Genomic DNA, 17,362 nt, shown 5'->3' on the forward strand with positions numbered 1-17,362 from the left:
CAGTGAACGCAACAGTTCCCAAATGGAATGAAGGGTGAAGATGGGAAACGGAGATCCGGAGTCAAAACCCAGGTGTGAATTCTACATCGCGGACAAGGGCAGGTCCTCGCGGACCACGTCGCCCAGCGCTTTATGAACGCGCAGGGATACGATCTTCTGACCCGGTCGCATGATGCCAATCACTGTCTCCACGTCCGGGCATCCCTCATCCCGGCATGCGATTTCGGACACAGCCACAACGGCATCATCACTCAAGTCATACAGCTCGCGCACCCAGCCCTTGATCTGACGCGTCTTTTGGGGGAGCGCGCGGCGCGGCGCCAACGGATTGTCGAAGAGATTCATCGGCATGACGTTATCACAGTCTAGCGCTGAGCGCCGACAGCGGCCGGACCGCGCGGCACTCCATGAAACCGTTGCGTATGACATCGCGCGGCAGGTTGCGTCCGATGAATATCATGCGGCTGGCTCGTGTCTCATTCGGCGCCCAACGGCACTGGTGTCCCCCCTCGAGCGGCACTGCACTCTCCAGCGAGAAGCTGCTCACATCGTGGTCATGCTCCGGCTGGTGCCCAGCGTCGAGAAACTCCACGTCGATCCCAAGAATTCGATCCAGATCAAACGCTCCGCGGTCGAGCACATCCTCAAGTGCAACATCGCAGCGTGTCGAGGGCCGGATAGAAGCCGTGCCGTCAACACGCCGGATGCACTCCTCGACGCGAGCAAGCTGATCCGTAGTGAACAGATCGATCTTGTTCACGATGACGACATCGGCGAAGGCGATTTGCTCCTGCGCCTCCGGCGCACGTTCGATCTGCTGCAGGACGTGTTGGGTATCAACCACTGCCGCGATCGCATCGAGCTCCGTGTTCTGGCGAATTTTGCCATCGGCGAAGAAAGTTTGGGCGACGGGTGCGGGATCGGCAAGGCCGGTCGTCTCCACGAGGATGGCGTCAAATCTATCCCCGCGACGCATCAGCTTCGAGGACGCGGATCAAATCTCCGCGAACCGAAAAACAGACACAGCCATTATTGAGCTGGAACACCTCCTCATCCGCGTCGACGACAAGGGCGCCGTCGATGCCGATCGCGCCGAATTCATTGACGATGACTGCGTAGCGTCTGCCGCAGTCCTCGGTGAGGTTTCGGTTGAGGAAAGTGGTTTTTCCTGCACCGGGATACCCGGTGAGAGCGGTGACGAGTGTGGGGAGCGTTTCGGCTGACATGTTCGGCTCCTTCTATCAGGAAGCGTTTCTGGTCATCCGCGATGCCGACGAGCGAAGGGCCTGGCTCAGCCCCTCTCCCATTTCGGCGAGCAGCCGCCCGATGCGTGAAGGGCGGTTGTCGAGTGCGGCGTCGAACAGCTGATGGACCGGTTTCGGATCGACACCGTCTGTGATGAAGACAAGGCGGGTGCGATGGTCGTCGCTTGGCCAAGCCTGGAGCAGCAGGGTCGGATAAACAACGTGCTGCACCACGTGAATGACCCGAGGGCGGCCGGGATCCTCCATCAGATTGACCAGCCCCTTGACGCGAAGAAGGCGGGGCCCCGCCGCAGCGCTAATCAAAGTCATGAACTTGTCCAATGCTACCTGCTCGATCGGGTCGTCACGTGTGAGCGTGAAGGCGCGAATTCGTCCACCATGCCTGTCAGCACCATCCCTGTCGTCGTGCCCCGAGGAGGGTGCATTGGCGTTCTCGGCGCGCAACGCCTCGTCCAGCGCCAGCCAGCCGGTCACGTCATCGCCCAGCGAAGCGGGAACATAGGCGCGGGGATCGAAAAGGCGGCCTTGAGCGAAGCCAGTCGCCATGCGGTCCTCGATCGGCGCAGAAGGATTGTGCTTTGCCAGCATTGCGGTCAAGCTCTCGACATCGGGCGATGGCCCGGGATCGGGCAGGAGATCGGTCTTGGTCAGCACGATCCGGTCGGCGAAAGCGACCTGTTTGGTCGCCTCGAAATGGTTCTCGATTGAAGTCGCACCTGTCATGACGTCAACCAGCGTCACGACGCCAGCCAATTCGAAGGTGCGCGCAACGACATGGTCGCGCAAGCCGACGGCAGGAGACCCCCCGGGGATCAGATCGTTGATGATCGGTGCGGGATCGGCCAGGCCAGTGGTTTCCACGATAACGCGCTCGAACGACACTTCACCGGCCGCTGCCAGCGTGTGCAGGTCGTGCAACCCTGCCCGGACATTGCTGCCGAAGGTGCAGCACATGCATCCGGTCGTTGTGCGCGCCACCTGGGTTTGCCCGATGCTCACCAGGTCATGGTCGAGCGCGACATCGCCGAACTCGTTGACGATGACGGCGGTGCGCGCAAACGCCGGATCACGCAGGACACTGTTGAGAAGCGTTGATTTCCCCGCCCCGAGGAACCCGGTCAGGATGAAGACGGGTATCCTGAAGCGGTGCACCGTTTCACGGGAATGCTGCTCCGCCCTGTCTACCGGCTTTTCCGCATTGTTGCGGACCTCAGGCATCTCCCCCTGACTGCAACTTGCTCTAGTCATTGGCGCAGTCTTTGCACACACCTGAGAGCTCGACCATCGTCGTCCTGGTGCTGAACTGTTGCTCGCAGGCGAGCCTGTTCAACAGGCGGTCGAGTTCGGGCTCGTGAAGCTCTGTGGCGTGACCGCATTGGGTGCAGATCGTGAAGACGGCGTGTCCGTCGGTGTCGCCATGCTCATGGGAGCACAACGCATAGGCATTCACGCTCTCGATCCTGTGAACGGCGCCTGCTGCAATGAGGCGTTCGAGTGCCCGGTAGACCTGAAGCGGTGCGCGAAGTCCATCGTCGCGGAGCAGGCGCAGGACCTCGTAGGCTCCTAGCGGCTTGTCTGCGCGTTTCAGGACGTCGAGAACAAGTTTCTGATTGCGGCCATGCTGCACCTTGTTCGGCCGACTATCGGAGTGGGCATCAACCGTTCTCATTCGCGATTTCAACCGTCATAGTATAACATATTTCTTGACGAATGTCATAACATAACATAATCGGTCGTCAAGAGAGCGGGACGGGTTGTTCTGCCGGGACTGAATGAATGACCATATGCCTGACCTTCCACGACCTGACACTTGGCTATAATAGTCATCCAGCCGTCCACCACCTCGATGGATCGGTGCGCAAGGGCTCGTTGACAGCCGTCGTCGGCGCCAACGGATCTGGCAAGTCGACACTCATGAAGGGTGTCGCGGGGGTCCTGAAGCCGATGGCGGGGACCTGCTCCGTTGCGGTGGGGGTCAGCATTGCTTATTTGCCACAGCAATCGGAACTGGACCGATCTTTCCCTGCGCGCGTCATTGACCTCGTTTCACTTGGTCTATGGCCACGGCGCGGCATGTTTGCCCGCCATCGTGCCGAAGATCGCGAGCGCCTGGGTGAAGCACTCTCGGCCGTGGGGCTGGAGGGTTTTGACAATCGACCCATCGATACCCTGTCCGGTGGACAATTGCAGAGAGCCTTGTTCGCGCGCGTCCTGGTGCAGGATGCTGAGCTCATCCTGCTTGACGAACCATTCAACGCCATCGACGCGCGGACGGTCACCGATCTGATCAGACTCGTCAAACGCTGGCACGGCGAGGAACGCACCGTGATGGTCGTTGTCCACGACCTTGATCTGGTAAGGCAGCATTTTCCCGAAGCCCTGCTGCTCGCTCGCCGCCCCGTAGCCTGGGGAGAGGCGCAAGAAGCCCTGTCTGCGCGGAATCTTCTGCGCGCACGCCAGTTTCATGAAGCATGGGACGAGGATGCGCCGTGGTGCGTGTCGGGCCACCACCACGATCATCGATATGATGAGCACAGCCACGATCCCCGTGATGGGAAACGGGGGGCGGCATGAGCGGCACGCCCATCGACTGGTTGATCGCGCCCTTCACCGAGTTCGTGTTCATGCAGCGCGCGCTCGCGGGCGCTGTCATGCTTTCGCTCAGCGCCTGCCCGGTGGGTGTGTTCCTGATGCTGAGGCGCATGAGCCTGACGGGCGATGCGATGGCGCACGCCATTCTGCCAGGCGCGGCTGCCGGGTTCCTGCTCTATGGCCTGCAGATCGTGCCGATGACCATCGGCGGGCTGATCGCGGGCATGGTTGTAGCTCTGTCGGCCGGAGCGGTCGCGCGCCTGACGGTCCAGAAGGAAGATGCGTCGATGGCAGCCTTCTATCTGATCTCCCTGTCGCTCGGCGTTCTGATGGTTTCGCTGCGCGGCTCAAGTGTTGATCTGATGCACGTGCTGTTCGGGACGGTGCTCGCTCTCAACAATGATGCGCTGCTTCTGATCGCGCTGTCATCGGGCCTGACACTGGTCGCGCTGTTCGCATTCTGGCGTGTCCTCGTTGCGGAATGCCTCGATGCACTGTTCTTGCGATCTGTCTCAAAGCTCGGTTCGCCAGTGCATTTCGTATTTCTCGGGCTCGTTGTCGTGAATCTCGTGGCCGGTTTCCAGGCCCTAGGCACGCTGCTTTCCGTGGGCTTGATGATCCTTCCCTCGGCGGCAGCGCGGTTCTGGGTCAACCGTGTCGAGTCCATGTGTCTCGTGTCGATCAGCATCGGACTTGTGGCCTCCGTTTCCGGCCTCCTCCTGTCCTACCACGCATCATTGCCCTCCGGACCGGCGATCATTCTGTCAGCCGGAGCCGTCTATGTCGCATCGGTGCTGCTGGCTCCACGCGGCGTGCTGCTGTCTCGCCTTCCCCGCACCGCCCATCGAACCGCCTGACAATCAGGAGCGTACCTTGAAATTTCTCAGAACCCTTATCTGCGCCATCGGCCTTACCTCGGCTTCGCTCGTTCCCGCCGCCTCTGCCGAGGACGGGAAACTAGGCGTCGTCGCGACCTTCTCGATCATTGGCGATTTCGCCAGGGTCGTTGGGGGTGACAGGATCGAACTGCGGACCCTGGTCAGCGCGGACAGCGATGCCCATGTCTATGAGCCCCGCCCGGCCGACGCCATCGCGCTGGCACGGGCGGATGTTGTCCTGACCAATGGACTCCTGTTCGAGGGCTTCATGGAACGATTGGTCGAGGCGAGCGGCACGACCGCCGAGGCGGCCGTGCTGACCAAGGGCGCCAACATCGTGAATGATCCGGAGGGCGGGCACTATCACTATGTCGATGGCAAAGCCATCTTCCATGCCACCCCGAATGATCCGCACGCCTGGCAGTCGGTTGCGAACGCCCAGATCTATGTGCGCAACATCGCGGAAGCATTCTGCAAGGCCGATACGGCAGGCTGCGACACTTATCGTGCGAACGTCGAGGCCTATCAGAAGCAACTGATCGAACTCGACGCGGACATTAAGAAGGCGATCGCAGATATTCCCGAGGATCGCCGCGTCGCCGTCGTCGCGCACAATGCGTTCCGCTATTTCGAGCGCGATTATGGCATCCAGTTCCTATCGCCCCAAGGCATCTCGACCGAGTCCGAAGCTTCGGCTGCAGATGTCGCCGCACTCATTCGCGAGATCAGAGAGAAGCGCGCCGCTGCTGTTTTCGCCGAGAACATCTCTGATGCACGCCTGGTTGAGCAGATTGCGTCTGAAGCCGGATTGACGCTCGGTGGAACGCTCTATTCCGACGCCCTTTCGCCAGAAGCTGGCCCGGCAGCCAATTATCTCGACATGATGCGCCACAATGTCTGGACGCTTGTGACCGCCATCAACGGCGAGTGAATGCCCACAAGGATGGGAGCAAATCCGCCCCTTATTTGTAACGTAATACCGTACCAAAGGAGAGATGAATGAGACGGTTTATCCTGGGTGTATCCACCCTTGCCCTCACCGTGGGGCTCACCGGCCCCGTGGCTTTCGCGGAGGAAGACGTCACGCTCTATCGCGTTTTCGTTGGCGACCATGAGGCCGGCAAGATCACCGCGTTTGACCTCGGTGAACCGGACAAGCGCTGGTCGTTCGAAACCACTGGCCAGGTCAAGCTCTATAGTGTTGACGAAGGCGCGGCGATTGTAGCGGTGCAGTCCAACAACGACGTCGTGAACTTCATCGACAGCGGCATCTCGCTGCACGCGCATGGCGACCATTCCGACATCGACATTGAGGATCCCAAGGCGGTCGAAGCAAGCCTGACCGGCCCGCGCCCGTTCCACGTCATCGACCATGACGGCAAGGTGGTGATCAATTTCGATCGCGGCGGGTATAACGAGATTGTCGACGCTCACGAACTTTCTGATGGTGAACTTGAATCCACTCGTTTGCCTCAAGCCCGCGCGCATCACGGCTTTGCGGCCCCCATCGGCAAGCATTGGGTCACAACGGTCGCTTCGGACGCGCCGGTCGAAGGCGATGCTTCTCCCAAGCGTGTTGGCATGCAGACGGTCAAGGAAGACGGAACGCCGGTCGGCGAAGTTGCCACCTGCACCGGAATCCATGGTGAAGCGTTCTCCGGTGCATTCCTTGCGGCGGGATGCGATGAAGGCGTCCTGACCGTCACGGCCGGGAGCGATGCACCCACCTTCAAGATGCTGAACTACGCCAGCGACCTGCCGGCCGGTGGGAAGACGGGAACGCTGCTCGGTGCAAAGAGCATGCAGGTCTTCCTTGGAAACTACGGGGCCAAAGGCCTGGTCGTGGTTGACCCTGCCGACGAACCGCACTTCCGCTACATCGAGCTCCCGTTCCGGCGCATCGATTTCGCGCTCGATCCCGCCAATGCACGCTTCGGCTATGTGCTGACAGAAGACGGCTCACTGCATCAGGTCGACGTTCTGGATGGCAAGGTCGCCAAAAGCGAAAAGGTGACCGAGCCTTACTCGATGGATGGCCACTGGAATGACCCTCGCCCGCGCATCGCCATGGCTGGCGACGAGATCGTCATGAGCGATCCGAAGGCCGGTCTGGTTCGGCGAATTGCCAAGGATACGCTTCAGGAAGCCGGAACCATCAAAGTCGAGGGCATGCCTTACAACATCGCTGTCGCAGGCGGCAGCGGCAAGGTTCATGAGGGAGAGGAAGGCCACGACCACAGCCATGATGGCGGTCACGCTCATGACAAGGGGCACGACCACGCACACGATCACGGCGACGAGAAGGTCTACAAGGGCTATTTCGAGGACAGCCAGATCAAGGACCGCCCCCTCTCGGACTATGCAGGCGACTGGCAGTCAGTCTATCCGCACCTGAAGGATGGGACGCTTGATCCGGTCTGGGAGCACAAGGCTGAAAGCGGAGACAAGACCGCAGACGAGTGGAAGGCCTATTACGACACGGGCTATAAGACCGACGTCGAGCGGATCACAATCGAGGGCGACGTTGTCACCTTCTACCGCGACGGCCAGCCAGTTGAGGGCCACTACGCCTATGACGGCTACGAGATCCTGACCTATGAGAAGGGCAATCGCGGCGTCCGCTTCATCTTCAAGAAGACGGAAGGCGGCGACGACGCGCCTGCGTTCATCCAGTTCAGCGATCACAGGATCGCGCCCGAGGTGACCGACCACTATCACCTCTACTGGGGCGACGATCGTGCTGCCATTCTGGAAGAACTGACGAACTGGCCGACCTACTATCCGTCCTCTCTCAAGGCCGATGAGATCGTTCACGAGATGATCGCGCACTGATTAGGTACGCTTCTTTCAATGAACCCGCGCCCGGCTTCCAGCCGGGCGCAACCTTTCGATCATCCCAAAGTCAGGGGACTTGCATGCTCGACACAGCCAAACCCTCGAACCGCCTTCCGGTGTGACCAGGTTCCTCGGCGCGCGGGACAACGCTTTTCAACCAACAAACATCGTGCGCCCGACAATCGACTGACGGCATTGGCGCCTTGATCGTGGAGGCTGAGCAAAACGGCTCAATCGCGATTGACAAGTGGAACACAATTCGAGACTTTCGCCGCGTCAAGGTTCTCCCTGCCGGCATTGCCGGGAGGGAGCTAAGAGGGAATCCGGTGACCTTTCGGGGAATGCCGGAGCTGACCCGCAACTGTGAGCGGAGAGCCGCTTTGCCATCGATGTCACTGGCGTTTTAGCCGGGAAGACAGGCAAAGCAGCGATGACCCGCGAGCCAGGAGACCTGCCTGACCGCATAGAGTTCCGTGGCCGGGGATTGCCGCAGGAGCGCGCACGCTGTGTCCGGTTCGCATGAACTGAACACGCGCGACGTCTCCGGATCCCCGTCTGCATCGCAACGGGGGTTTTTGATTGGAACGGGCTTCAACGTCAGCGGACACAGGCCAATACGACCTGGGGGACAGACATTCCCTCAAAGGCCAGGCTGTCCTTCTTGTGGCAAAATCCGCATTTGCCGCCGCACCGTATGCTGAAATGCAGCGACTGGCGCGCATGGCTGCGCGCCTTCCCGGTGTGGCGCAGGCCACGTCATGCTTTTCCGAACAAGGTCAACCGTCGCTGCGGGAGGCGCTTCTCGATCTTCGTGACCGCAGTTTCACATCCATTCTGATCGTTCCGCTGGTGCTGCCGATGGAGCCTGGCTTCATGAACTGGCTGACACGCTCGCTAAAGCGCTGGCAGACGGAGGCTGCCGGCGGCTGGCCACCGATACGCGTCACCCGCGATATTGCGCAGGAGCGGCATTTCGAACCCTTGCTCGCCGCCTTGATCGAAGGCGCGGCCATGGCCCCCGACATTGTTCCTGAAAAAGAAAAACCCGCGGCGTCCTTGGTGCCTGCACAGAAGCGGCGCGTCCTGGTCTGCGAAGGCGGAGCCTGCAACGCCGCCGGGGCGGACGCGATCTGGGGACATCTGCGCAACGAGCAACAGCGCCGCAAACTGCGCGCGTCGGGCTCCGGCACGATGACCGCGAAATCCACGTGCCTCGGCCCCTGTGCGCTCGCCCCGGTGGTGCAGGTGTTTCCCGAGGGCACGTATTACGGCGGCGTTACAGAGGCGGCGATCGACCGCATCGTCGAAGAGCATCTGCTCGGTGACCGCGTCGTCGACGAGTTCGCCTATCACCCGACGGGACGCAAACAGTACCTGCGCGACAATACCCATTCCGATCCAACAGGAGACTGACATGAGACACATTACCCGCGCAGCGCTTGCCGCGCTGATCGCTTCTTCCAGCATGCTTGCCCTGCCGGCAGTTGCGCAGGAGGCCATCCAGGCTGGCGCGACCTTCATTGCCGCCGCGATTGACCCAACCAAGGGCTCTTCAAGCTGGGCGTTGGTCAGCCATGCATCGGTGAAAAACTGTTCATGGTCGACAGCGAAGGCAATCTCGTACCCGAGCTGGCCGCAACGGCCGAGCGTACGGGCGATTTAAGCTGGACCGTCAAGCTCGCGCCAGGCCGCTTCTTCTCCGATGGCTCGCCTGTCACGGCGACCGCGCTGAAAAAGGGTTTCGACCACACCTTCGCCAATCTGCCGGCAGCCAAATCCACCGGCGGCATGATCGAGTTCGAGGCGCTGGACGATCTCACACTCGCGCTCACCACCGAGCGACCCGTTCCCCTGATCGCCGCTCTCTTCGCCGAGTGGCCGCTGATGGCCTACACCGTGAAGGATGACGGCTCGTTCCTGTTCACCGGCCCCTATGCGGTGGAGGCGTTCAACGTCGACCAGAACCTTAAACTCACGCCCAATCCGCATTTTCCCGGCGCGGAAAGCCGCTCACCGATCAACCTACGCCGTTTCGGCGACGCGCAAACGATGGCGCTGGCCTTTGAGGCTGGCGAACTCGATCTTGCCTTCGGCCTGCCGTCCGAAGGTCTTTCGCGTCTGAAAGCCAATCCAGATCTCGCGGTCAAATCCTTTCCGGTCGGCTACCAGTATTTCGGCTTCATCAACAATGAACGACCTTTCACTTCCGACGTCAGGGTGAGACAGGCAATCGACCTTGCCATCGATCGCCAGGAACTGGTCGCGGCGATCAATGCAGGCTCGCGGGCCACCGGCGCCTTTGCGCCTTACTTCCCCTTTGCGGCGAAGGAGCCGCGCGTAACGGATCTCGACCAGGCGAAGGCTCTACTGGCTGAGGCCGGCTGGGCACCCGGGAGTGACGGGATCCAGGAGAAGAACGGCGAGACACTTTCCATACTGATCGTCACCTATCCGCAGCGACCGGACCTTGTCACCATGATGCCGGTGGTCAAAGCGGCCCTCGCCCGCGTCGGCATTGCCTCCGATACCAGGGTCGTTGAGAACATCGGCGACTATGCTGCCGGTGGCGACTTCGACATTGCGCTCTGGGCGCAGCATACGGCGCCCGCAGGAGACCCCGCCTATTTCTTCAATTCCATGCTGAAGAGCGATGGTCCGCTCAATCATGCGCGCTACAAGAGCGACGCGTTCGACGCGATCATTGCCGAATTCTCGACAGCGGGAACGCTGGAAGAGCGCACGGAGATTGCGCTGGAGGCGCAGGAGCAGCTTTATAGGGATGCTCCTGCAACCTTCCTCGTATCACCGAGCTGGCATGTCGGCCTCTCGCAGCGCCTGCCTAATTACAAGCCGTGGGGTTCAGACTATCACGTGTTCCGACCGGAGATGGGGGAGGCGCGCTGAACGAACTCGCGTGCTGGAGCATACGCTGAGATTGGGCTTGCGTGCGGCCGCCAGTTTACTGGCGGTCTCCGCGCTCACCTTCCTCGTTGTCGCTCTGATGCCGGCCGACCCTGTCGAGATCGCCATCCGCGCGTGGAACCTGCCCGCCAATCCAGCAACGGTCTCGGCGATGCGCGCCGAATGGGGGCTCGATCAGCCGCTGGCACAGCGCTATTTCAACTGGCTCGCGGGCTTCGTCACCGGCGACTGGGGGCGCTCGTTCCGCACCGGGGAGCCTGTCTTTGACGAATTCATGAAACGCCTGCCACTCTCGCTTACGCTCGGCATTTCCGGCCTGGTGCTCGCGGGGGTACTGGCGGTGCCGTTGGGCTTCGCTGCCGCTCTGCGGCCGCGGGGCATTGCTGACCGTTTCAGCCGCGGCCTCGCAATCAGCGTGCAGGCGGTGCCTGCCTTCTGGCTCGGACTGCTCCTGATCTGGGTGCTTGGCGTCAAATTTCAGCTCATACGACCGTTTTCGGGCGGGCCATCGATTTATGCGCTGGCAATCGTCCTCATCGCACTGCATTCAATTGGTCTGTTTGCGCGCATCTACCGGCGCGACATGCTTGAACAGACCGGGCAACCCTACTTCCGCACCGCTATCGCCAAGGGACTGACCCGTAGGCAGGCAATGTGGCATCACTGCCATTGCAGCGCGCTCTATGCAATGCTGTCGGCAGTGCGCTCCGAGGCAGGCTGGGCGATCGGCACGACGGCAACGCTGGAAGTGCTGTTCGGTCTGCCGGGTGTCAGCCAGTTTCTGGTGCAGTCCATCAGCGCGCGCGACTATTCCGCTCTGCTTGCCTACATCATGACTGTCGCCGTCTGGATGTTGACCATGAACGCTGCGATGGAACTCACGATGCGACGGCTGGACCCGCGCTCGGCATGAGGCGCACAGTAGTTTTCACGCTGCTTTTCGTGTTCGCCATCTCCCTGCTGGCGGGAGGCTTCTGGCAGCCGCACGACCCCGACGCGGTAGACATCCTGTCTCGTCATCAGCGTCCGTCGACTGAACACCTTCTCGGTACCGACAACCTTGGCCGAGATATCGCCTCGCGCATGTTTGTCGCCGGCTGGCGCACGGCTCTGGTGGTACTCGCTGTAGGCACTGTCGGCTTTCTCGGCGGATCGCTCCTGGGGACATTTGCAGCGATCCTGGGCGGCGGGACCGAACGGTTGATGCTGCGCTTCTGCGAACTGTTCATCGTGGTGCCAACCTTGATCTGGGCCCTGACGGCTGCCGCAATCTTCGGGCTCTCGCCTTTGTCCGCTGGATTGGCGCTTGGGCTCGCAGGGATCGGACCTTACGCCCTACTCGCCAATTCATTGACCCACCGCACACTGGCCCTGTCCTATGTGCAGGCGGCCCAGGCACTGGGCGCTGATACGCCACGATTGGTGGTGCGGCACGTACTGCCCGACACGCTGCCGATCATGTTCACCCATGTGGGCAGCAATGCCGGACAATCGGTGGTGAATTATGCTTCGCTTGCCTTCATCGGACTGGGAGCAGACCCGTCGAAACCCGACTGGGGTTCCATGCTGTTCGAATATCGGATGTTCATTTTCGATGACCCCATGCTGATGATCTGGCCCGGTCTGGCAATCGCATCGATGGCAACTCTGATCAACATGGCCTTCGACGACGTACGACCTCATGAAGCCCGGTGAACTGGCCTATACAACAGCCGCTCTCGCGCTCGGCCAGTGTCCGTTTTCGAGCAACGGGTGCCTATACCTGCGCGACCGAAATGGGGGCAGAGCAGGACCGAAACGATACTTTCAGTCTTGAAATCTGCATCACGTCTGCGAAGCTAAGCTAAGGGCATTCGTCTGGCGACTTCGAACAATCGCCGCGCACGGTACAAGCTCAACACATTCGCAACCGGATAGCCCCACTCGGTAATCTTCGCGACAGCATCGCGCTTGAACGCATCGCTGAAATTGCGAGTGCCCATCAGGGCCTCATTCCCTCAAAATTAGTGAAGAAGGCGTCCACAAATTCCGGGGGCAATTCAGGCCCTGATGATCGACAATGCTCGGCAACAAACGCGTATTCGATTTACCCTTGAACCAGTTGAGAAGTCGCGCGTTCTTTGTGTCGCAGACTTATCGGTGAAACGGGGGCGTTGATGGCTGAGATATTGCGCTCCCTCCGGGGCAAGGTTCCTCGCCTGTCCAGAAGAGTCACCGGTGCGAACATCGAAACGAGGCTGGGCGCGCCGGTGCTTCCGAGGCCATCCGGCTCTCAAAATCCCTGGCGATGTCTTCGACCGTGATCTCTGAAAACTGTTGCCTGATGTGGGCCTCAGCCCTCTCCAGAGTTGCCTTCACACGTTGGTCAACGGCCTGCTCCACATAGCACTCAGCCTTCTCCCTGCCTGGGCCAACGTTGAAGAGTGACGGTGCACCCAGCGCCTCATAGACATCCAACAGCGTCAGCCTGGACAAGGATCTATTCAGGACCCAGCCGCCGTTTTGCCCGCGTTCGGCGGACACGATACCCGCCGAGCGAAGCCCGGACATCATGCGGCGCACCACCACGGGGTTGGTCCCGAGCATCTTGGAAATCTGTTCCGAAGTCGGGCGCTCTACATGCCGATCCATATGGATAAGAACATGCAGAAGACGAGATATCCTGTTGTCGCGCGGCACGTCGGTCCTCACCGGTCGTTGAATGTCTGCAGAGTATCGGACCGAAACGTCGAATCCACATTCCGGATACGTCGATGCTCCGACAATGATTTAGACTCTTCCTACGTGCCCGAACAGACGCATGGCTATCCTGGGCCTGGCTCTATCACATCAGAAGAATTGTAACAATGAAAGTTCTTGAGCTCGCGGGGAGGTGGCTATAATGTAACTCATAGAATTACAAAATACGACATCCGCCCCTGGGTGCAAGTTCTGACCGCGCCTTGTTTCCATCGCCGACCGACCAGCCCTGCTCGAAAAGGATACACAAATGACCTCCGCCAAGGTTTCTCAAAAACCTGCTCAGGCCTCGCGGAAAGGCTTCGTTCATCCGGAAGCAGATCAGGAGGCAGGGGAGCAGGCCCTGAGATCGAAGACAATGCTGTCGCTCCAACGGCATTGGCAGGCAGCATGCTTTCTGTTTGGCGCGGCTTTCATAAACCTGCTCGACACTACAATTGTGAATTTGGCCTTGCCCTCGATACAGGCCGAGTTCAATGCGACCGACACCGCAATTCAATGGGTTCTTGTGAGCTATGTACTGGCCTTTGCGGGAGGACTTTTGCCGTTCGGCCGCTTCGGCGACGTGTTTGGACGCCGTAAACTGTTCCTGTGGGGGCTCGCTGGATTTCTCGCAAGCTCGGCGCTGTGTGGCCTGGCGCCGAACATGGAAACACTCATCGCCGCGCGCCTGTTCAAGGGGCTTTCGGCCGCAATCATGCTCCCACAGGTTTTGGCCATCGTGCACGCAACCTTTCCTGTGCACGAGAAGGGCAAAGCCATCGGCTACCTCGCAATGGTCAGCAGCCTTGGAGCGCTGGCAGGACCGTTGATTGGAGGAGCGATCATCTCTGCTGATTTCTTCGGCCTTGGGTGGCGCATGATCTTCCTGATCAACCTACCCATCGGTGCAATCTCTTTCTTTGGGGTCTTATTTACCCTGAAACCTCTACCGGAGGCCGAAACCCGCAAACCCGACTGGCTTGGTGCTGTGCTTTTTGCTGGTGGGACAATTGCCCTGATGTACCTTTAATCGAGGGGCGCAGCAGGGGATGGCCGCTGGAGATATTGGTACTCTTTGTCATCTCTCTTGTACTTCTTGCGTTGTTCTGGGGGCGGCAACACAAGCTGGCCGAACGCGGCCGGTCGCAATTGGTGCCGGCGAACCTCCTTCAAAGCCCCCGATTTCTATCGGGACTGGCCAAAACAACACTGCTCTTCTCGGGGCTGGCCGGTTCGGTCGTAATCCTTGCAATCGTGTTGCAGACAGGCTTGGAACACTCGCCTGCCAGTGCAGGGCTGATACTTGCGGCTCACCCGCTCGCCGCCATGGCCGCGTCTCTGTCGACCGGCCGACTGGGAGCGCGGCATCTGCAGAAACGTATTCTGTTTGGATTTGCAGCATTGTTTTTGGGAATGCTGTTGATGCAAAGGCTCATTGCCCTTGAAGCCTGGCCTCTGGTGTTGTGGGGACCTTTGACGTTAATCGGCGCCGGTGCAGGAACAGCGATCGTTGCTCTGTTTCAGTCCATCCTGCGTGAAGTTGAAGCATCAGATGCCGGTGCAGGTTCCGGAGCGTTACAGGCACTTCAACAGGTTGGTATTGCCCTCGGCATCGCCATCCTCGGACAGATCTATTTCTCGTCTCTGACGCAGGCAGACGCCCCGCAACTCCATGTGTCGGCATTTCAGAACGTGCTCTGGTTGCCGATCGCCATCTATGCGGGGCTGATCGCGATCTCGCTGCGTGCCGCCCTGAAGGAAAGCAGCAGTGATGCTTCTTTCGAGGCCCACAAAAGCCCTGACCGGTCACGCCCGTGATCTCTCTGGTTCAAAAAAAGGCCGGCTGGCCTTCCTCCCCTACAGAAGGACAATCATATATGACTTCCCGTACACTCAGGATCCTGTCAGTCTCATTCTTCTTCCTGGCAACAGCGGCTTCATCACTTGCCGCCCAGAAACAAGGAATGTCGCACCAGCACCTCAAGCCTGAAACTGCGGCTCTGATTGAACGCCTCAAGTCGGGCGGGCATGTTCTTGTGGTTCGTCATGAGAGAACAAACGCCTTCATTCCGGATGATCGTGAGTTTGAGATCGGAAGTTGCGAAACCCAGCGCAATCTCTCCGTCGCAGGCCACGCGAATGCCATGGAAAACGGCGCGGTCATCCGCTTTCTGAACCTTCCTGTCGGAAATGTTTTCGCGAGCCCCATGTGCCGCACCCTTGAAACCGCCCGTCTGATGTTTGGCCGGGTTGAAGCCAACGAGGCACTCTTTGGCAGGGGAACAGACCCCGACACCGTGCGGAGCACCTTTGAGGCTTTGATCCTGGAAGGAACGCGCCAAGAGCAAAACACGGTCCTTGTTACCCACTTGGGCACATACTCTGCCGCGCTGGGCGGGCACCTGGCCGAAGGCGACACTGCGGTGTTTTCTGTTTCCGACGGTAAACCAGAGTTTCTTGGCGTCGTACCCGCCAACGGTTGGAACGACGTCATAATCGACGCGACAATGCACTCTGGGCGCATGGACGCCGAACCCAAACACAATTGACGCGCCCTTCTGCATCGCTGCAGCAAAAGGGGCGCTCCGGAGTTTGGTAAATCGTCCCATCAACCAGAATCCGCACGCAGAGCACACGCTGACAATGAACGCTGACATATTCAAGCAAATTCCCAAAACGGAGCTGCACGTCCACCTTGAAGGCTGTCTTGAGCCTGAACAGGTTATCCGGTTTGCGTCTCGCAACAATGTGAAGCTCGAACAGGAAACGCTGGAGAGGCTGAGAACCGGATACACCTTCGACGGCCTCAATGACTTCGTTTCTGTAATGGGGCGTAATTCGGCAACCATTCAGACCGAGGAAGACATTTACGAGATCGCCTTCGGGTATCTGAAGCGTGCTGCGGAAGACAATATCGTCCATGCAGAGATGGCGTTTTCCCCGCAGGGCCCGGCGCAACGCGGCGTGCCCTATGAAGCAGCGTTCAATGGTATCATATCGGCCTTCAAGGATGCCTATCGCGATTTCGGAATCACAGGCGGGCCGATACTGGCCTGCCTGCGGCATCGCCCGGTCGGCGAGGCGCTCGCCATGCTCAAGAAATACGCCAGGACCTATCGGGACGACGTGCTCGCCATCGGGCTGCACGGTGCAGAACTGGGCTATCCGCCGGGCCTCTTTGAGGAGTGCTTCGCCTATGCACGAACCATGGGATGGAAGGCGGTCGCGCATGCCGGCGAAGAAGGCCCCGCTGACTACATCTGGCAAGCCATCGACATATTGCAGGTCGATCGCATCGATCACGGAGTGCAGTGTGAGGTCGACGATAGGCTGGTCGAGCGGCTGGCGGAAACGGCTACGCCCCTTACGGTTTGCCCGTTGTCCAACATTCATCTCAAAGTGTTTCGCGAGCTCGCGGAGCATAATTTTCTAAGGTTGCTCGACCGCGGCCTGAATGTGTCCATCCACACGGATGATCCTGCATATTTCAACGGCTATCTAAGTGAGCATTACAGAATTTTGCACGAAGCGGGCGTTCTCGACGAAGCGACACTTGCTCTGGTTCAACGCAACGCATTTCGCTCGGCCTTCATGGATAGAGAACGATCAAGCCAACTCATCAATGCCTCGGATCAGATGAGCGAATAGCGTGACTGTGGCGGCATCTGCTGCTGCCATTCGTTTCAGGCATGCTGTTCGGGCTGTCAATGAGGGCCGCATCGAGGGAGGTGATGTAGTTTTTCCGGGTTTCGTGTTACATAGATTGCCGCGATCCTGCCGTCATTGACCAGAATGGCTGAAGTCTGGACGATGCCGCCGGCCTCGATTGTGATGAAGCCGGGCAGGCCGTCGATTGTGGCATAGCGGACGAGGCGCGATGGCGACCGTGCAAAGTAGCGGGCCAGCCCCCTGAAAAATTTCAGGGCGGCATTGATCCCGGTCAACGGAGATGTGGGGGCTGCAATCCGACCGCCACCATCCGTATAGATCACTACGTCCTTCGTCAGAAGGCCGTTCAGGGCCTGCATGTCGCCGGTTCGGGATGCCGTGTAGAAGGCGGCGGCCAGCGCTCGCCCTTCCTCTTTGGTGGCGCTGAAGCGGGGCCGGGCCTGGTGGATGTGGAGCCGCGCCCTGCTGGCGAGCTTGCGG

General features: G+C 59.8%; 18 protein-coding genes, 1 pseudogene and 1 riboswitch. Of the genes and pseudogenes, 13 read left to right on the forward strand and 6 right to left on the reverse strand.

The genetic code is table 11. From position 1 onward, the window contains the following. Nucleotides 1-81: 81 nt before the first annotated feature. The 4 genes and pseudogenes from JCM21793_RS13165 to JCM21793_RS13180 all read right to left on the reverse strand — a co-directional run bounded on the left by JCM21793_RS13165 (nucleotide 82) and on the right by JCM21793_RS13180 (nucleotide 2,934). Entirely contained in the window at nucleotides 82-351 is a 270-nt protein-coding gene (locus tag JCM21793_RS13165) for a hypothetical protein (RefSeq protein ID WP_051556188.1), read from the reverse strand. A 7-nt stretch (nucleotides 352-358) separates the two neighbouring features. Then, nucleotides 359-1,226 (reverse strand): annotated as a pseudogene (locus tag JCM21793_RS25840) (CobW family GTP-binding protein). 15 nt (nucleotides 1,227-1,241) lie between these two features. Continuing rightward, nucleotides 1,242-2,483, reverse strand: coding sequence for a CobW family GTP-binding protein (locus JCM21793_RS13175; protein WP_025030674.1), 1,242 nt, complete (start codon nucleotides 2,481-2,483; stop codon nucleotides 1,242-1,244). Between the two features lie 22 nt (nucleotides 2,484-2,505). Next, nucleotides 2,506-2,934 (reverse strand): Fur family transcriptional regulator, encoded by a 429-nt coding sequence (locus tag JCM21793_RS13180; protein ID WP_025030675.1) that lies wholly within the window; start codon nucleotides 2,932-2,934, stop codon nucleotides 2,506-2,508. A 107-nt stretch (nucleotides 2,935-3,041) separates the two neighbouring features. Here JCM21793_RS13180 and aztA point away from each other — a divergent pair, with 107 nt between their 5' ends. The 9 genes from aztA to JCM21793_RS13220 all read left to right on the forward strand — a co-directional run bounded on the left by aztA (nucleotide 3,042) and on the right by JCM21793_RS13220 (nucleotide 12,187). Then, complete coding sequence (aztA, locus tag JCM21793_RS28765) at nucleotides 3,042-3,839, forward strand: zinc ABC transporter ATP-binding protein AztA (protein ID WP_081784714.1); 798 nt, start codon at nucleotides 3,042-3,044, stop codon at nucleotides 3,837-3,839. Further along, the gene (aztB, locus tag JCM21793_RS13190; RefSeq protein ID WP_007007387.1) at nucleotides 3,836-4,714 is read left to right on the forward strand and encodes a zinc ABC transporter permease AztB; all 879 of its coding nucleotides are present in this window, start codon (nucleotides 3,836-3,838) and stop codon (nucleotides 4,712-4,714) included. Before aztA ends, aztB begins: the two co-directional genes overlap by 4 nt. Nucleotides 4,715-4,730: 16 nt before the next feature. Beyond that, nucleotides 4,731-5,666, forward strand: a complete 936-nt coding sequence (gene aztC / locus JCM21793_RS13195) for a zinc ABC transporter substrate-binding protein AztC (RefSeq protein ID WP_025030677.1) — start codon at nucleotides 4,731-4,733, stop codon at nucleotides 5,664-5,666. Between the two features lie 68 nt (nucleotides 5,667-5,734). Next, nucleotides 5,735-7,567 carry a ZinT/AdcA family metal-binding protein gene (locus JCM21793_RS13200; protein ID WP_025030678.1) on the forward strand — a complete coding sequence of 611 codons (1,833 nt, stop codon included), beginning with the start codon at nucleotides 5,735-5,737 and terminating at the stop codon, nucleotides 7,565-7,567. Between the two features lie 265 nt (nucleotides 7,568-7,832). Next, nucleotides 7,833-8,043: riboswitch (cobalamin riboswitch) on the forward strand. Nucleotides 8,044-8,272: 229 nt separating this feature from the next. Further along, a complete protein-coding gene (locus JCM21793_RS13205; RefSeq protein WP_370671646.1) occupies nucleotides 8,273-8,983 on the forward strand; it encodes a (2Fe-2S) ferredoxin domain-containing protein in 711 nt (236 codons plus the stop codon). Between the two features lies 1 nt (nucleotide 8,984). Next, nucleotides 8,985-9,233, forward strand: a complete 249-nt coding sequence (locus tag JCM21793_RS30325; RefSeq protein ID WP_244439754.1) for a hypothetical protein — start codon at nucleotides 8,985-8,987, stop codon at nucleotides 9,231-9,233. Beyond that, nucleotides 9,167-10,474 (forward strand): ABC transporter substrate-binding protein, encoded by a 1,308-nt coding sequence (locus JCM21793_RS25845; RefSeq protein ID WP_244439755.1) that lies wholly within the window; start codon nucleotides 9,167-9,169, stop codon nucleotides 10,472-10,474. Before JCM21793_RS30325 ends, JCM21793_RS25845 begins: the two co-directional genes overlap by 67 nt. 37 nt (nucleotides 10,475-10,511) lie before the next feature. Continuing rightward, entirely contained in the window at nucleotides 10,512-11,405 is an 894-nt protein-coding gene (locus JCM21793_RS13215; RefSeq protein WP_025030680.1) for an ABC transporter permease, read from the forward strand. After that, nucleotides 11,402-12,187 carry an ABC transporter permease gene (locus JCM21793_RS13220; RefSeq protein ID WP_007007382.1) on the forward strand — a complete coding sequence of 262 codons (786 nt, stop codon included), beginning with the start codon at nucleotides 11,402-11,404 and terminating at the stop codon, nucleotides 12,185-12,187. Before JCM21793_RS13215 ends, JCM21793_RS13220 begins: the two co-directional genes overlap by 4 nt. A 516-nt stretch (nucleotides 12,188-12,703) precedes the next feature. On the opposite strand, the gene JCM21793_RS13225 is transcribed toward JCM21793_RS13220, so the two are convergent. Further along, a complete protein-coding gene (locus tag JCM21793_RS13225; protein WP_007007366.1) occupies nucleotides 12,704-13,171 on the reverse strand; it encodes an RrF2 family transcriptional regulator in 468 nt (155 codons plus the stop codon). A 310-nt stretch (nucleotides 13,172-13,481) separates the two neighbouring features. Between JCM21793_RS13225 and JCM21793_RS28285 the strand changes: the two genes are divergently transcribed. The 4 genes from JCM21793_RS28285 (at nucleotide 13,482) to add (ending at nucleotide 16,861) form a co-directional block, all read left to right on the forward strand. Continuing rightward, nucleotides 13,482-14,243, forward strand: coding sequence for an MFS transporter (locus tag JCM21793_RS28285; RefSeq protein ID WP_051556189.1), 762 nt, complete (start codon nucleotides 13,482-13,484; stop codon nucleotides 14,241-14,243). Between the two features lie 26 nt (nucleotides 14,244-14,269). Next, nucleotides 14,270-15,031 carry an MFS transporter gene (locus JCM21793_RS28290; protein WP_370671647.1) on the forward strand — a complete coding sequence of 254 codons (762 nt, stop codon included), beginning with the start codon at nucleotides 14,270-14,272 and terminating at the stop codon, nucleotides 15,029-15,031. A 59-nt stretch (nucleotides 15,032-15,090) separates the two neighbouring features. After that, a complete protein-coding gene (locus JCM21793_RS28295) occupies nucleotides 15,091-15,762 on the forward strand; it encodes a histidine phosphatase family protein (RefSeq protein WP_155983448.1) in 672 nt (223 codons plus the stop codon). Nucleotides 15,763-15,856: 94 nt separating this feature from the next. Continuing rightward, nucleotides 15,857-16,861 (forward strand): adenosine deaminase, encoded by a 1,005-nt coding sequence (gene add, locus JCM21793_RS13240; RefSeq protein ID WP_025030682.1) that lies wholly within the window; start codon nucleotides 15,857-15,859, stop codon nucleotides 16,859-16,861. Nucleotides 16,862-16,917: 56 nt separating this feature from the next. On the opposite strand, the gene JCM21793_RS29480 is transcribed toward add, so the two are convergent. Further along, the coding region (locus tag JCM21793_RS29480; protein ID WP_025030683.1) for a hypothetical protein at nucleotides 16,918-17,362 on the reverse strand (445 nt) is incomplete at its 5' end.

Source organism: Nitratireductor aquibiodomus NL21 = JCM 21793, assembly GCF_000615975.1.
Lineage (GTDB): Bacteria > Pseudomonadota > Alphaproteobacteria > Rhizobiales > Rhizobiaceae > Nitratireductor > Nitratireductor aquibiodomus.

Coding starts and splice junctions, on each gene's coding strand:
- JCM21793_RS28285 (WP_051556189.1), top strand. CDS start 13,482: ATGACCTCCGCCAAGGTTTCTCAAAAACCTGCTCAGGCCTCGCGGAAA.
- JCM21793_RS13165 (WP_051556188.1), bottom strand. CDS start 351: ATGCCGATGAATCTCTTCGACAATCCGTTGGCGCCGCGCCGCGCGCTC.
- JCM21793_RS13220 (WP_007007382.1), top strand. CDS start 11,402: ATGAGGCGCACAGTAGTTTTCACGCTGCTTTTCGTGTTCGCCATCTCC.
- JCM21793_RS28295 (WP_155983448.1), top strand. CDS start 15,091: ATGACTTCCCGTACACTCAGGATCCTGTCAGTCTCATTCTTCTTCCTG.
- JCM21793_RS30325 (WP_244439754.1), top strand. CDS start 8,985: ATGAGACACATTACCCGCGCAGCGCTTGCCGCGCTGATCGCTTCTTCC.
- JCM21793_RS13205 (WP_370671646.1), top strand. CDS start 8,273: ATGCAGCGACTGGCGCGCATGGCTGCGCGCCTTCCCGGTGTGGCGCAG.
- aztA (WP_081784714.1), top strand. CDS start 3,042: ATGACCATATGCCTGACCTTCCACGACCTGACACTTGGCTATAATAGT.
- JCM21793_RS13180 (WP_025030675.1), bottom strand. CDS start 2,934: ATGAGAACGGTTGATGCCCACTCCGATAGTCGGCCGAACAAGGTGCAG.
- JCM21793_RS13175 (WP_025030674.1), bottom strand. CDS start 2,483: ATGCCTGAGGTCCGCAACAATGCGGAAAAGCCGGTAGACAGGGCGGAG.
- JCM21793_RS13200 (WP_025030678.1), top strand. CDS start 5,735: ATGAGACGGTTTATCCTGGGTGTATCCACCCTTGCCCTCACCGTGGGG.
- JCM21793_RS25845 (WP_244439755.1), top strand. CDS start 9,167: ATGGTCGACAGCGAAGGCAATCTCGTACCCGAGCTGGCCGCAACGGCC.
- add (WP_025030682.1), top strand. CDS start 15,857: ATGAACGCTGACATATTCAAGCAAATTCCCAAAACGGAGCTGCACGTC.
- aztB (WP_007007387.1), top strand. CDS start 3,836: ATGAGCGGCACGCCCATCGACTGGTTGATCGCGCCCTTCACCGAGTTC.